Genomic DNA, 14981 nt, shown 5'->3' on the forward strand with positions numbered 1-14981 from the left:
GTGGGTGTGGTCCGGCGTGGTTCTGATTGCTGGCGGCTTGGCCGTGTGGACCCGGCGGATGCGGCGGCCCCGCGAGTCCGGGGCATGACGGGGGCCCATGTGGATGTCTCTCGTTCGCGCGACGCGAATGACGCCGGGGACCGCGCCGGCCGCCCGCGCCTGCGCTGGTTTCCCACCCTCTTGTTCGCACTTACGGTCGGCGTCTGGCTCGCCCCGAGCCTGTCCGGCCAGAGGACGCTGGCAGCCGTGGACATGCTTGAGCTCGGCGCGCCATACCGAGATGCCATCGGACGTCCGCCTCACGTGGCTTCACCCATCAACACCGACCAGGCGGAGATGCTCGCCGCACCCGCGGCGTACTTCCGGGAGCTCCGGCAGCCGGACTGGCAGCTGTGGGACAACAACGTAGCCGGGGGGACGCCGACCGGGATCTTTGCGTTCAACGGGCTGTTCTCACCATTCAGCGTTCCTTATCTGGTCTTTCCGCCGTGGTACGCGATCGGCGTCAAAGCAGCTCTTTCTTTTCTGTTCTGCCAGTGGTTCATGTACCTGTTCCTGCGCCGGCTCGGAGCGGGCGTGGTCCCCGCGACCATCGGGTCCGTGGCGTATACCTTCACGGGGGCGAACCTGGTGCTCCTCCACCGGATGAGCGCGCCGCTGGTGCTGCCGGCCGCACTGTGGGCGGTCGATCGTCTAGTGGACCGGCCGAGCCTGCGCCGAGTCCTGCCGGTGACCGTTTTCCTCGCCTGGTGCTGGTACGAGGGCTTTCCGTCCGGCTTCGTGTACAGCGCCTACTTGACGGCCGCCTGGGGGGCCTGGCTCTTGCTGCGAAGGGGGTGGCGGGACCGGCACGACGGTTCGGCGGCGATTCGCGGTGCGGTGAAGCCGGGTCTGTTCCTCGGATTGGCCGGCGCCTGGGCATGCGCTCTTGCCGCCATGACCGTGATCCCGCTGGCTTCCGAGCTGGTGTGGCGAGGGATCCTCGAGGGGCGGGAGGCGGGAATCGACACGCATCTGTCCCACATCCAGTTCTTCGGGATCTTCGATACATGGGCGGTCGGCCGGTATCCGTCCGGCGGCCCCTGGTGGACAGGATCCAATCCCGTGGAGTCGGTCACACACGTCGGAATGATCGCGTCCCTCGGGGTTTTCCTGGCCATCGTCGGGGTGATCGTCCGTCGCCTGCCGTTGAACGAGCGTGCCTCCGACGCCTTCGCGTTCTTCTGCTTCGTGGCGACCTCCGGGATCTTCCTGACGTTCGTAGGAACCCGGCTTCTCGGGCTGGTGTACCGCCTGCCCGGTTTTACCGACAACCCGATCTCACGGTCCCGTTTCGTGATCGGACTGAGTGCCGCGGTGATATCCACCTTGGCGCTGGACGCCTGGTGGAAGGGACGGACGTTCGCCCGTGAAGGCAGCTCGCGTTACGGCCCGGCCGTGGTGGGATCATTCCTGCTGTTCGCGCTGGTGGCCTACCTCGGGCTCAGCCGGGCCGGTGAGTACGTCATGGAGGCACGAGCCGTGGGTCAGTTTCGGTTCGTGGCGCGAGGGATCCTGCTGGGGCTGTTGCTGGCGGTGGTCTGCGTGGGCCTGGCAGCGGTGGCCCGGAGCAGGGTCCGCTTCAGGTTCGCCGCCGGGGCGGCGATCATCGGGTTGCTCTACGTGCAGTTGTGGTACCCGCTGCGCCACTTCACGCCCCAGGCTCCCGTAGACGACTACTACTCGATCCAGCCGGGTCACAGGGCCCTGCAACGTCTGCTCGACGGACGATTCAGGTTTGCGGCCTCCGGGCTTTTCAACTTCTACCCGAACTCCGCGCAGGTCTTCGGTGAGCAGGACCTCCGCGGGCAGGCTCTGCACTCACTGGAGTTCAAGCACCTGGTGAGCGCCGCGGAGCCGACGGCGTTCTCGCGCGACCCGCTGAAGATCATCATGCCCAAGGACGAGTGGAACGTCGTTTCCCCGATACTGGACGACCTTTCGGTCCGGTACTTCGCTCTCGGAACCGACGATGTGCCCTACGGCATCGAGTACGGCGATCCTCCCCCGATCGACAGCTGGTCATCGCGCCCATTGCCCGCGGAGGCACGGACGGTGAGGGCCCCAGGCCCGGTGTCCGGACTGCTCGTGCCTTTGAAAGCTGGGCAGTGCAAGGGCCGTGTGACGGTCTCGGTGACCGCGCACGGGCGGACGCGCTCGGCCTCCAGGCCGGCGTTCGACGCGCGCGGTGACTGGATGAGCTTTGCCATGGTGGCCGAGGATCTGAGGGCGGGGGACCCGGCGGTGGTGGACGTGGCGGCCAGTGACCCGTCGTGCGCCCTGGAGACCGGCGCCAGTCGGTCGAAGCTGGCACTGAGGCTTCTGGGGCCCGATCCGGCGCTGCCTCTGAAGGTCGTGTCCACTGAGCAGGCATGGATCTATGAACGGGTGAACGCGCTGCCGCTGGTGCGCTCACACGCGGTCTGGAAGACTTTCCCGGATCAGAAGACGCTTCTGCCTCACGCTCTGCTTAGGCCGCCCTCGGAGCTCAACGAGGCGCTGTTGGTCGAACCGGCCCCCGATCCCAAACCCGGAGCCCGACCCGCGCGCATAGGGCCCGTGGACTGGGACGGCGACCGTATCGAGTTCAGCACCGACGGTCCGGACGAGACGCTGGTCGTGGTCGCCCAGAACGGCGACAGGGGATGGACCGCAACGGTCGATGGTGCGCCGCGTAGGGTGCTGCTGGCTCACGGTGTGTTGATGGGGATCATGGTCCCCGGTGGTTCTCACCGCGTCGAGCTCCGATACCGACCCGCGTCGCACCGCGCTGGAACCGCCATCTCGGCGGTGGCGCTGGCTGCGCTCGTGGCCTCGGCCGTCGTAACGGGTCTTCGCAGCCGTAGGAACGGCCGTCGCAGCACCGCTACAAAGGCGTTCCCGGAGGGTGCAGGGCCGCCTCAGCCGCCGTTGCAGCCTTGACGTTGCTTGAGGAGTAGCCCAGCTCGGAGAAGACGGTCGGGCCAGGGATCCACCGACGGTGACCATCCGAGACGGCCCAGACCCTGCCATCAGAGGTTCCGATCAGGGTCCCGTCCCGAAACCCGAGTGGAGACCCTTCCGGATACGAGTTGATCCGGCTGTCCGACGTCGTGATGATGCGTTCGGGACGGAAGCGGGAGAGGAGGATCTCCCAGCTGGGTATAGCGCGTCTTCGTCCCTGCTCGACGTACCACACCATCGCCGCCGACCCCTTCAGCAGGGAGCCGTCCGGATGCTGCATGCCGTCGGTGAGCGCCTCGCCGACAGGATGCAGCGCCAGCTCCGATGCCGACGCGTTCACCAGCGGCTTGCCGGAATAGCCGAGGGCAGAGAACGCTGCCGACGAAAGCGGGAGCCTCTGCCCGTTGGAGACGACCCAGACGCGTCCGTCGGACCACCGCAGCAGTGTCCCCTCGGAGAAGAGCTTTCTGCCCTCGGCGTAACGGGCTACGGCTGAGTCGCTTATGTGGGCTATCTCGCTCCACCGGTAGTTCGACTCGTATACAGAGCCACTGGGAATCGGGATCCTGGACCCGTCCTGCATGACCCACACCATCGAGCCCGTCCCCTTGATCAGCGAGCCGTCGGGGTGTCCGGTCGCGGTAACCGGTGTTCCCACGGGGTGCAGCGCGGCCTCCGCGTCCGACGCGGACCTGACGTTGGAGCTTTGGTAACCGAGGGCACTGAAGACACCGGGGCCGGGAATCCAGCGCCTGTGCCCGTCGGAGACGGCCCAGACCTTGCCGTCCGGGGTTCCCATGAGCGTGCCTTCGCGGAAGAGCATGGGCGCACCCTCGGTGAACGCCGAGACCCTGGAATCGGACGTGTGGACGATTCGGCTGGAGTCGAAGTGGCTGGAGAAGATGCTGAACGTGGGGAACGGCCTCCTGTACCCCTGCTCGATGACCCACACCATTGCCCCAGTCCCCTTCAGGACCGTTCCGTCAGGGTGGTCCTCGCTGCTGGAGACGGGGCTTCCGACCGGGTGCAGGGCGGCCTCTGATGCCGAAGCTGCGACGACGGGAGCCGACGAATATCCGAGGCTCGTCGCGACCGCCGAAGACAGCTCCCGCCGCGCGCCGTTGGAGACGATCCACAGCCGCCCGTCGGAGGTCCTCAGCAGGCTCCCGTCTCTGAACAGCCGCTTGCCCTCCGCGTACCGCGCGACCGAGCCGTCCGAGATGTGTGATATCTCGTCCCAGCGGAAGCTGGACTCGTAAACGGCGCCCGACGGTATCGGGACTCTCGAGCCGTCCCGCAGAACCCAGACCATCGAGCCCGAGCCCTTGAGCAACGCGCCGTCGGGGTGCACCGCAGCCGCGGACGGGGCCGGGGGCGGAGGGGTGGTAGCGCCTTCGATCCTGAACAGTGTCGACCGGAGCCCGAGCACGGACCTCACAGTGTCGCCGCTCACCCTCTTGACTCCGGAGCTGCCGGTGATCCGCACCCCCCCACGCGAGGAATCGATGACTCGTCCGATGCGGCCGGACACCCCTTTCGGGTCCAGCAGCTCGATGGACGAAAGGGATCCGACCGCCGTGGAGGCCGAGGAGTTCAGCTTTGTCTCCAGCTCGGACTTCGTATAGGTCACCCTCCAGTCGATGTACGGGCTCACCGCCCGGTCCCAGGGGTCGGAGACTCCGCGCAGGTAGGGGAGGGCCGATCCGCCCCAGACGTTTTCGTTGTGCTCCGTGTGGCCGCCCGACGAAGACGAGTAATAGGCCTGTATCGGCCTGCCGTCGTACGTCACGACTTTTCCGGCCGTGGAGTCGACTGCGGATCGCCACCGGCTGCCGCCGGAGGCGGTCTCCTTGTCGTAGCCGATGTACGCCTGGTCGCGGGTGTCGTCATACAGGTGGCAGTTGCAGGAGGAGCGGACGCCGACACGGAGCATCTTCTCGAGCGCATACGTCCGCGCCGCCGTTGCCTGTGCCTTCAGGGCTTCCACCGGCCAGCTCGAGGGCACCTCTCCCAGGCCGTACAGATACGCCTCAAAGGGAGGATGCAGGATCGAGATCAGCCGGTACCCGCTGCTCGTCGACTGCACGTTGAGCTCCAACCAGCCGTGCTTGTACCGCCCGCCGGAGGTCGTTAGGACGGTCCCGTAAGGCTGGAACCGGACCGCCACCCACTTCGATGCATTGCCCACCCGCGTCGTCTGCCCCGACGGGGACCTGACGGCGAAGCTGCCGTCGGAGCCGGGTGTGACGCTCCACGTCTGGCCGGCCGAGCCGGTGGCGAAGGCCCGGCCGTCCATCACGAAGTCGAAACGACCGGACCCGCCTATGGAAATCGACGACGCCCCCTGCACGAGCCCGATGCGGATCTCAGCCGGCATCGCTTTGGACTGGACCGCGGTCCCGGAGTAGTAGCGGCCCAGGATCGACGAGTAGGAGGCTCCCGCGTCTGCCCCCCCCTTGGCCCCCCATTGGCTCATGCCGAGGCCGTGGCCCCAGCCTGACCCGACGAAGGTGTAATCGGCGGCCTGTGCCGGTGACGAGGCGGCGGGTGCGAGGGTGGCCGCGATGGCCAAGATCGCGCTCGAAATCGCGCGGATGATCCCACGTCTCATTGGGGCCTCCCGGGAGGGCTCTCAGAAATGAACTGTAGTTAACAGTTCTATAGCCAACGGGGTGCCCTGTCCACGTCTTTGGCGCCGCCGAGGTTCCAGGTCTGCCTAGAGATCTCCGCCGCGGGGGGTGTGGGCGGCTTCTGCGTCTGTGGCAGGCCGGACTGCCCGCCAGTCGTAGCCGAAGGCCTGAAACGACGTCGGTCCGCTGATGTACCGCCGCTGCCCCTCGCTGATGACCCAGACACGTCCGTCGGGAGTGCCGATCAGGCTCCCGTCCCGGAAGCCGAGTGCCGGTCCTTCCGCGTACAGCAGGAGCTGCGAGTCCTGGACGTTGACGATTTCGCCCCACCCGAAGGCCCAGGACAGGTAGATGCCCTCTGAGGGAATGGGCCGTCGGAGCCCGTTCTGGATGAGCCACACCATGGTGCTGCTGCCCTTGATCAGGGTCCCGTCGACATGTGGAGCCGCGGGGTCGAAAGCGGGGCCTTCCGGGATCATCGTGCCGGTCGAGTCGGGGACCCACCTGACCGACTCCCATCTGAAGCCGCCGCGGACGAAGTCCTGTTCCGTCGCGAAAGCGCGGCGGACTCCCCCGGTGACGATGTAGACGTACCCCCGTGAGGACGGATAAATGATCAGTGTTCCGTCCCGCATCGGCAGCGGGGCTCCGCCCGGGTACGAGTCGAAGCTCCCGCCCGGGCTTACAGCCACGTCCTGCCAGGACGCATGCGAAAGGTAGATCTCAGGTGAGATCACGGGGCGAAGCGTCCCGCCCACCACCCGCGATACGAGGGGGTTGCGGGGTTCCTTGATGAACGTGCCGTTCGGCCAGGAAGCCAGCAGGACCACCTTCTCGGCGAGCCTGGCCTCCGCGCCGCCGACGTTGAGGTGCCAGCGCAACAGGTAGTAGCCGTGCCGGACCGGCTGCGCGAGGTCGTCCCGCCCGTCCCAGGCCACGGTTACCGTTCCGCCGCCCGAACCTGCGACCTGCCTCACCCTTCGACCGCCGGCGTCGTAGACCGTCAGCGACCAGTTGCCGGGGGAGGAGGCCGTGATCGAGGTCGTGACGGAGTCCCTGACTCCGTCCGCTCCGGGAGTGAAGGGCGATGGTCCGAAAGACGGGTCAAACAGCTTGGGCAGGCCCACCCGGAAGATCTCGTCGCGCATGTAGGGGATCTCGGCGTACAAAGCACCCCCCGGACAGTCCGTGTGGCCCACGTCCCTATGGCCGGCAAGAACCGGAAGGTCCACGCGCTGGCCCTCCGCGAACTTGTTGCTGCCGCCGGACGTGACCGTGGTCCTGCCCCGAGGGTCCACGTGGTGAAGGTCCAGCTTCCACGCGAGCAGATCCTCCGCCGCGTTCAATGCGACCGCAGGGGGGGAGACATTGCTGAATGTGCCTATAAAGGACACTCCGACGGAGGCCGAGTTAAAGCCTTGGGCGTGCGCGCCCACCACCGGATGCTGGACTCCCCCCGCCCTTCCCTCGAACACCTGTCCGAATCGGTCGACCAGGAAGTTGTAGCCGATGTCGTCCCAGCCGTTGGACTGGACGTGGTAGGCGTAAATCGACCGCACGACCTTTGCGGAATCGCCACGTCCGTAGTCGTTACCGGTCACGGTGTGATGGACGAAGGCGGTCCTTAGCTCAGACGAGTACCTGGGGCTGCCGCGACGCATGGACTCGTTCGCCCCCCAAGCCGCACGCGAGACGATCCCCGGGGCGGCCGTTTCGGCGTGAGCATTTGACAGCATCGAGGGACCGGGGTCCGGGCCGGGATCAACCAGCTGCAGCGTCGCGCCGGGCGGGACCTTCCCGGAGTACCGGACGTCCACCAGCCTCGCTCCCCCGACCCACAGGGGTGCCGTGGCCTCCAGCGGTCCCAGCTCCGTGCCCTGGTCCGGTCCCTCCCCATCCAGGATCTCCAGAGTGGTCCAAGGGGTCCATGCGACTCCGTCGCGACTGGTCCTGACCTGCACGGACGCCGGCTCCCGCTCGGTCCGGGGCCAGGCCACTCCCAGCAAGCTGAATGCCCGACCGGCCTTCACCACGCCCCCGGAGGCCGGCAGGGACCACACGTCGATGTCCGGTTTCCCCGGCGTTTCGGCCACGGGGGCTCCGAGTGCCAGCAGTAGGAGGCTCAGCGAGACGGCCGTGCGGCGCTTGCGATTCATCGACGTCGGCAGGTCAAGAGCCGGCCGGGGCCCACGAAAAAGACACTAGTCACCGGCCCTGGCCTTTCTGGCCAGCCGCATCGCGTGGTAGACGCCGACTATCCCGCGGCTGACCAAACGGTTCGTCGCCACGACCACCGGCCGCCCCTGTCCGTGGTCGGCGCCGAGCTGCGCGTGCTCACGGAACTGCTTGGGAAAGTTGTCCATGCTCAACGTGCCCTCGATCATGCGGAACGCCGCCAGGTACTGACGGACCACCACCGGCGGACTGAGCCGCCCGAGCTTGAGCCACATGTCGTAGTCCATCGCGTACCGGAGGCTCTCGACGCACCCTCCGATCCTTTCAAAGGCGCTCCTGGTGACGAAACTGGCCGGTGCCGAGATGAAGTTGTTGGTCAGGAGCAGAGGGTAGCTGTACCGGTCCAGCATGAAGTTCTTGTAGGCCGTCACGGCCTTCCGGCGCTCACGGTTGTCGCCGTCGATGATCATGCAGCGCCCGGTGATCCAGTCGGCAGAGGGGTTCCGCTGGTAGGTGGCCGCGACGGCTTCCAGGGCCCCTGGCAGGTACGGGTCATCGGCGTTGAGCCACCCAACGACATCTCCGCGGGCCATCGCGAACCCCTTGTTCACGGCGTCCGAAAGCCCCCGGTCCGGTTCCGAGATGAATCGGATCCCGGGCCGCCCCTCCAGAACCTCGACACATCCGTCCGTGGACCCCCCGTCGATGATGACGTGGTCGATCTTCGGGTAGTCCTGCGAGGCAACGCTGTCCAGGGTCTGCTCGATGGTCGCCCGCGCGTTGAGGCAGGGCGTGACGACGCTGATGGTGGGGAGCCCCATCCGGCGAGAATACTATTGTGGTTCCGGGTGCGCATTGGGGCTGCCGGTTCCCTTTGCTACGCTGCCGCCACCGGCTCCGGCACAGGAGAGGGCAGAACGTCGATCGCCGCCAGCTCGTCCGTGTTCATCGTCATACCCGCCTACAACGAGCAGGCGACCCTCGGCCCTGTCCTGGACGAAGTCCTCGCCGCGTGTCCAGGCGCTCAGGTCGTGGTCGTGGACGACGGTTCGGCCGACCAGACCTATGAGGTCGCCTTCTCCAGGCCCGTGCACCTGCTGCGTCACGTGGTCAACCTCGGTCAGGGTGCTGCGTTGAAGACGGGTGTGGACTATGCCCTGAGCAGAGGGGCCAGGGTGGTCGTCACCTTCGACGCGGACGGTCAGATGTCGGCGACGGACATCCCGCTATTGGCTGATCCGGTGCTGGCCGGCCAGTGTGAGGTCGCGCTGGGGACCCGGTTCGCGGGAGTCCGCGCAGAAGGCATGGGCACGATTCGCAGGCTGGTCCTGTGGGCAGCCGTCCGATTCACGAGAATGACGTCCCGGATTCCGGTGACGGATGCACACAACGGCTTTCGCGTCCTGAGCAGGAAGGCCGCCGAACAGATCGAGATCACGCAGAACAGGATGGCCCATGCCTCTGAGATCCTCAATGAGATTGCGAGGCTGAAGCTGCCCTGGATCGAGGTCCCGGTCTTTATTCGGTACACAGAGCACAGCAAGCGAAAGGGACAGTCCTCTCTCGCGGCCGTCGACATCCTGTTCGACCTGTTTTCGAGGCCACGGAGATGACGTGGCTGTGGCTGTTCAAGCTGTTCGCCATAGCCGTTCTCGCCGTGGTGGCCCGATTGTTCCTCTCACAGGCGCGATCGGTGCTCCGGGACCGGCTGATCGTGCTGGCCCTGCTAACCGGGCTCGTGGCGGCGGTCCTGTTCCCGGAGTCGACGTCCTGGGTGGCCACCAAGCTCGGAATCGGCCGGGGGGTCGATCTCGCTTTTTACGTGGCTTTTCTTCTGCTCTTCTTCGTGGTCGCCGCCCTGAACGCCCGGCGAAGGGACCTCGAGCGGTCGGTGACCGTCCTGACAAGGGAGGTCTCCATGCTCAAGGCACGGCCCTCTGAGAGCGGGAACGAGCAACTGTAGCCGTCGGGCAAAAAAAAGGGGAGCCCGCAGGCTCCCCTTTGAACTCTCCCTGATCGCCGCTACAGCCCCTGTGCCTCATGTCGGATGTCGCCGGTGTCGGCCACCACGTGGCCATCGGCGTCCTGGACGAAGACCCTCGTGTTCGCAGCCGCCTTGTCGGCGCCGCCCTCGAGGTCGAGCTCGACGTTGAGTCCGGTCTCGCCGTCAGATCCGGTCGGGTCGGGAACGTTCACCCGCTGTTCGGCCGAAACCGTCGCCTTGCGCTCGTTGGGGTTGACGTTGACTCGCACCGGGCCCCCGGACGGGTCGTCGTTGCCGGGCCGAGCGCCAGAGCCGTCGCCGTCCACGGCCAGGAGTCCGCCGTGTCCGGTTCCGGCTGCTGAGACCACGGCCGCCGGCGCATCCGAAGAACTCGACCTGGCAGGCGTCGCGGCCGTTGCAAGCTGCGTCGCCAGAGCGGCTCCGACGACCACGACCAGCGCTTTGGCCGCGTCGACCGAGGGCAGAAGGTTCCCGCCGATCGAGTCCCAGCCGCGTGCGACGGAGGTCTGCAGGTTCATCGAGCGCTGGCTGAGGCCGGAGCGAACGCGGCGGAAGCCGCGCAGCAGCGCCGGCAGGAAGCCGATTCCACCGAGGCCGAACAGGTCGGCGGGGATGGCCTTGGCGGTGATCTCCTTGCGCAGGCGCCGGCGGGCACGGGCCAGCAGCGACTCCGCCGCGACCTCTGAGATCCCTAGCTGCTCTCCGACGGCCGAGCAGGACATTCCCTTGACCTCGTGAAGGACGAGAGCCTCGCGCTGCCGAGGGTCGAGCTTCTCGAGTGCCAGTCGCACGAGCCGTCCGGTGTCCTCACGCTGGACGTTGCGGATCGGGTCGAATTCGTATGCCGGGCCCTGCTCCATCTGGTCGATGGACACGGACGGCTTCTTGCGGCGGAGGTGGTCGGTGCACAGGTTGGCGGCGATGGTGCCGACCCACCCGCCGAAGTGGCGGGGGCCTCCGAACTCTGAGATGCGCTCAAAGGCCCGAGCAAAAGCCTCCTGCGCGATGTCCTCGGCGAGGTGCGGGTTGCCCAGCTTGCGGATGCAGAACCCGCGGACCTTCGGGAAGTAGTGGGTGTACAGCTCCTCGAAGGCCTGGGAGCTGCCGGAGATGCTCTCGTCGGCCAGAGTGGCCTCGTCGAACTCGACTGTGTTGACGTCGGGTGCGACGGCGGTCGCATCCATCTTCAGTTCGATCTGCGTGTCCATGAACCCCCCGGTTGCCCCAAGTCCGTCGTGGAGGGGAAGGGTCTGCGCCTGGAAAGCCCCGGATGCGTCTTTGGCATCCATCACCAGGTTTGAAGTCCCTGCCACCCGGGTACGACCCTGCGGTCGGGAGGAACGCGCGCTGTGGGAGCCAGTGCCCTCAGCCCTCATGCCCATCGCGTCCCCCGGTCTTTTAAGTCGCACCCAACCTATACAACGGGGTGGGTTCGAATTCCTGTCGCACATTTTCAAACATTTTTTTTCTGCCCGCCTCCCCTTCGGCCGGAGCCGGGGGCACGGACACCTGGAGTCCAAGGACGTTTGCCCAGGTCGCCAGCGCCTTCTCAGGATAGCACCTACCCCCCCGACAGCCAATGGCCCTCTCCTGCGTTGTGAAGATCGAACCCGGGGATCCGGGTGGCGGTGAAGGTGAACTCGAGACGAAAACGCAGGTCACAGGGCTATTCCGTCTCCGGAAGACTGGATGTCTCACCGGGCGGGTGGATCAGAAGGTCACCGGAGGCGGGTCTTGACAAAGGCGGGCGAAAAAGGAGGGGCACGGGAGTAAGGGTCAATGCAGTGGCAGTCGGCAATGTGCAGTACCCACGGAGCGAACGGGGGTTCGCATCCGGCGGGAGCTCCGATCGCTGATGCAGGGGAGCGCGCTCATCGGTAGTTGGGCGTCGCACAGGCGGACTGTGCGGCAGCGAGAAGGAGGAAAGCATCATGGAGTACGCGCTCCCCAGTGCGTGGGGCCAGGGCTCTCGCGGCTTCTGGACCAAGCGTAAGAAGTCGGCCACGAGCCTTCTGGCCGTCATGGCAATGATCGCCGGGATCGCAATCGCGTTCAAGCTGTTCGAGCGCGCCATCCCGAACAACGTGGTTCGCGACGCGTCGGCTTTCAACTACGAGATCCACGTGAAGCGCACCGCCGCCAACTGCAGTGACACCGTCCCGAACGACTCGGGCTGGTGTGTGGCAAGCGGCGTGGACCCGATCTACCGCGCCGGCGTCGACAGCTTCCCTGGCGACGAGCGCCTGGAAGAGGTCAGGATCCGCAACACGAACAAGGCTCCGGCCAAGGACGCCAGCTTCGAGATGTGGGTCAACCAGGCGACGATCGTGATCAACGGCTGTGAGCCGGTGGCGGCGGACGGCACCTGCGGCACCACCCCCGTCATCGCCTCCACGGACCCCCGCTACAACAAGTTCCTCGGTTTCTGGCGGCTGTCGGTGGACAAGGAGACGATCGTTGGTGCACTAAGCGACCCGACGGAGTACAACACTCCGCTGTTCGCCGCCGCGTGCGAGGGCGGATTGAAGGAGCTCACGAGGCAGTCGCCTTGCAAGCTCGGGATGATCCGCTCTTCTGGAACCACCAGCACCACGCCTCCGGGCCACCGCCTGGACCAGCGCCTGTACGACTTCACGATGACTGAAGAGGACACGGGCCTGGACCAGTCGGAGTACAAGGGCTGGACCGTGACATTCGAGCTCGACTTCGCGGCCCGCGTGCCGGCCGAGGCCGAGAGCGGCGGACCGGTCTACCAGCGGTAAGCACCACGGGAGGGAGGAGGTTCCCTCCCTCCCCAAAGGGCCCGGCTGGACCGTGCGCTTTGGAAAGGGAGGGAACCAGCTGTCCGCCCGGTGCCGTAGGGACCGGAGAGAAAACTGGAACCAGCGGTTGTCCGTGCGCAGGAGAAGGGGCCCCCACCGGGCCCCTTCTCCTTTTCTGCTGCGGTCCAGGGTCCTGACTCTCGATGCGTCTGCCCAGGTCAAGTGCGCCGGAGCCGGGCGTCCGAAAAAACTTTGGGGGCCGGGAAGGAATCTGGGGCAGATGACCGAATACATTGATCGAACACACCACCCGCCCGGTGAAGTGCTCATACTGGTTGCGCTCACAGAAGGGTGGTTCGGGTGCGCTCACACGCCGAATACCGCCGGCCACGGCGGCTAAGCAGCAAGCTTCGGCTCGTCGGATCGATCCTGCAGGTCACCGCCATTGCCGCGGCGACCTTCATCCTGCTCCCCCTGGTTGTCCAGGCCGTTCCCGGGAGCAACCCGATCTTCGTCGAGCCGGGTGGGACCAGGAAGTTCCAGTGCGAGTTCACCGGCCAGGAAGCCTTCCCGGGCGACACCGTCTTCTGCAAGCTGCGGGTCGGCAACGGCGGCGACATCGATGCCTCCTACTACATGTACGCCGACGAGACCTCGATTCGCGTTCTTGATGCCAAGGACCTCGAAGTCACCAATACGGACCTGAAGCAGAGGTTCATCAGCCTGTGGTTCTTCCACATGTTCACCCGCCCGGTGATCACCCGCTCCACCCCCGAGGAGCGGGACGTGACGTATGACGCGCAGTACGCGGAGATCTGCCCGCAGAAGCTGCTGCAGTCGTACGACGGGGGGCCCAACCCCTCGAACATGAGCTGGGACCGGATGTGCCCAATGGGCACCATCCGGGGGATCAGCTCGCCGCGCCGGTACACCGAGCTCAGCGAGCCGGCGTACGAGCGCCAGTACCTGCTTGCGATGACCGAGCGCGACGACGGAACCGACCAGTCCGTGTTCAAGGGCTGGGGCCTGGAGTTCGATCTGATCGTCCGCACCAAGGTCCCTGGGGACGACACTTGTCCGACCACCAGGGTCAACGGAATTTGCGGGCTGCCGGTCTACCAGCGCCCGTAGCCGAGATGTCCGCTCGACGGCCCCGGCCCCCGCAAGGGGGCCGGGGCTTTTTTCCGGTCCCACCGCCTCGGACGGCTGGGCCGGGTCGCAGATTCGATTCCGGAGTCGACGCCCCCGCCGCGTTCGGCTTATCCTCACCCACATGATTCAGGGCTTTGGGAGTGTCGTATTGACCTGGACCAGCCTGTGGTATGGCGTGGTCTGGGTGGTGATCGGGATGCTGTGCACCCTGTTCGCGGTCCGCAGAGGCCTCTACCTGGCGATCATCCTTCCGATCATCGTGGGGGCCTTCCTCCACGGGTTCTTGCTGCTCGTGCAGGCTCAGGAGCCGAACTTCCAGTTCTTCCGCTTCGGTAAGGAGCTGTCGGACTGGCTGAACTTTCTGCTCATCCCGCTGTTCGCCTCTATCGTCGGCGGTCTGCTCGGGGAGCTGATCAGTCCGAGCGAAGAGGAGTAGCCAGACACGCTGGCTGCGCGGCGGGCCGACGACCTCCTGCGTTCCACCCGGTCCTGGACGCGGAACCGCGTCGGGGCCTTCATCGGGACAACCCTCGTTCTGCTCGCGGTCGGTTCGGTCCTGCTGGCCTCTCGCGACCTGTTGGCCCTGCAGGCGCGCCAGGCCGGGACGCTGCTGCGCCTGGCCGATGTAGGCCACGACGTCATCACCCGCGATTCGCAGCTGGCTCGGATCCAGGTTGGAAAGGACACCAGGTCGGGCAGGCAGCGGCGGGCATCGTCTCCGCTCCTGCGCGTGAAGGTCCCCCGGCCGGCCAGGGTCCCCGGGGAGACGGCCGCGGCGCTGGGGGTGTTCACCCTTGCAGCCGCCGCAGCGATGGCGCGCTCCAGACAGCTGCCGGCGCCCCTGAAGGGGACGGTCCTGGCGGTTCTGGGAATTGCATTCGTCTCCGCCGCCTACTCTGCCTGGTGGTCTCCGCTCCCGCCCCTGGACGTCGCCCACGTGATGGTCGACTGGAGGACGTCCGCGCTCGTGCCGATGGTCGCGCTGTCCCTGCTGTACGCGTACGACCTTTACCCGCTGCCGGGCAACTTCGCGCTGAAGACGGCATGGCTCGCCCTGGCACTGGGGGTGACCGCCGTGTTCTCAACGGTCAGGCTGGCGTTGTTGGCGGCCGGATACGCCAGGTACGGGGCGGTGTCCCTTCTGGCGCTGCACCAGGTGGCGGGTACCTTCTGGGACCTGCTGCCCGGGCTGGCACTGCTGTCGGCCGCGCACGCAAGCGTCGCGTGGTCGGGAAGGTTCAGCATCTTGGGCCGCGGCAGGGCGACGTGAGCGCC

The 14981-nt window shown here is 66.6% G+C and carries 11 protein-coding genes; 7 read left to right on the plus strand and 4 right to left on the minus strand.

Annotated elements, in window-relative coordinates:
* The coding region (locus tag VNE62_07615) for a hypothetical protein (GenBank protein HVE92152.1) at positions 1 to 2961 on the plus strand (2961 nt) is incomplete at its 5' end.
* Here VNE62_07615 and VNE62_07620 read toward each other — a convergent pair.
* From VNE62_07620 to VNE62_07630, 3 genes are all read right to left on the minus strand, one after another.
* Positions 2906 to 5593: a SpoIID/LytB domain-containing protein gene (locus VNE62_07620; protein HVE92153.1), complete on the minus strand. Its 2688-nt coding sequence runs from the start codon at positions 5591 to 5593 to the stop codon at positions 2906 to 2908. The genes VNE62_07615 and VNE62_07620 overlap by 56 nt on opposite strands.
* 105 nt (positions 5594 to 5698) lie before the next feature.
* Positions 5699 to 7768 carry an N-acetylmuramoyl-L-alanine amidase gene (locus VNE62_07625; protein ID HVE92154.1) on the minus strand — a complete coding sequence of 690 codons (2070 nt, stop codon included), beginning with the start codon at positions 7766 to 7768 and terminating at the stop codon, positions 5699 to 5701.
* A 45-nt stretch (positions 7769 to 7813) separates the two neighbouring features.
* Positions 7814 to 8608, minus strand: coding sequence for a glycosyltransferase family 2 protein (locus VNE62_07630; GenBank protein ID HVE92155.1), 795 nt, complete (start codon positions 8606 to 8608; stop codon positions 7814 to 7816).
* A 27-nt stretch (positions 8609 to 8635) separates the two neighbouring features.
* Between VNE62_07630 and VNE62_07635 the strand changes: the two genes are divergently transcribed.
* On the plus strand, positions 8636 to 9400 hold the full coding sequence (locus VNE62_07635; protein ID HVE92156.1) for a glycosyltransferase family 2 protein: 765 nt from the start codon (positions 8636 to 8638) through the stop codon (positions 9398 to 9400).
* Positions 9397 to 9750 (plus strand): DUF2304 domain-containing protein, encoded by a 354-nt coding sequence (locus tag VNE62_07640; protein ID HVE92157.1) that lies wholly within the window; start codon positions 9397 to 9399, stop codon positions 9748 to 9750. The genes VNE62_07635 and VNE62_07640 overlap by 4 nt, the downstream gene beginning before the upstream one ends.
* 59 nt (positions 9751 to 9809) lie before the next feature.
* On the opposite strand, the gene VNE62_07645 is transcribed toward VNE62_07640, so the two are convergent.
* Entirely contained in the window at positions 9810 to 11000 is a 1191-nt protein-coding gene (locus tag VNE62_07645; protein ID HVE92158.1) for a sigma-70 family RNA polymerase sigma factor, read from the minus strand.
* Between the two features lie 723 nt (positions 11001 to 11723).
* On the opposite strand from VNE62_07645, the gene VNE62_07650 reads away from it, so the two are divergent.
* From VNE62_07650 to VNE62_07665, 4 genes are all read left to right on the plus strand, one after another.
* Positions 11724 to 12554 carry a hypothetical protein gene (locus tag VNE62_07650; protein HVE92159.1) on the plus strand — a complete coding sequence of 277 codons (831 nt, stop codon included), beginning with the start codon at positions 11724 to 11726 and terminating at the stop codon, positions 12552 to 12554.
* A 360-nt stretch (positions 12555 to 12914) separates the two neighbouring features.
* The gene (locus tag VNE62_07655; protein ID HVE92160.1) at positions 12915 to 13685 is read left to right on the plus strand and encodes a hypothetical protein; all 771 of its coding nucleotides are present in this window, start codon (positions 12915 to 12917) and stop codon (positions 13683 to 13685) included.
* 142 nt (positions 13686 to 13827) lie between these two features.
* A complete protein-coding gene (locus VNE62_07660) occupies positions 13828 to 14142 on the plus strand; it encodes a hypothetical protein (protein ID HVE92161.1) in 315 nt (104 codons plus the stop codon).
* A gap of 141 nt (positions 14143 to 14283) precedes the next feature.
* Entirely contained in the window at positions 14284 to 14976 is a 693-nt protein-coding gene (locus VNE62_07665) for a hypothetical protein (protein HVE92162.1), read from the plus strand.
* Positions 14977 to 14981: the final 5 nt, after the last annotated feature.

This window comes from Actinomycetota bacterium (assembly GCA_035536535.1).
In the GTDB taxonomy this organism is placed as follows: Bacteria; Actinomycetota; JAICYB01; order JAICYB01; family JAICYB01; genus DATLNZ01.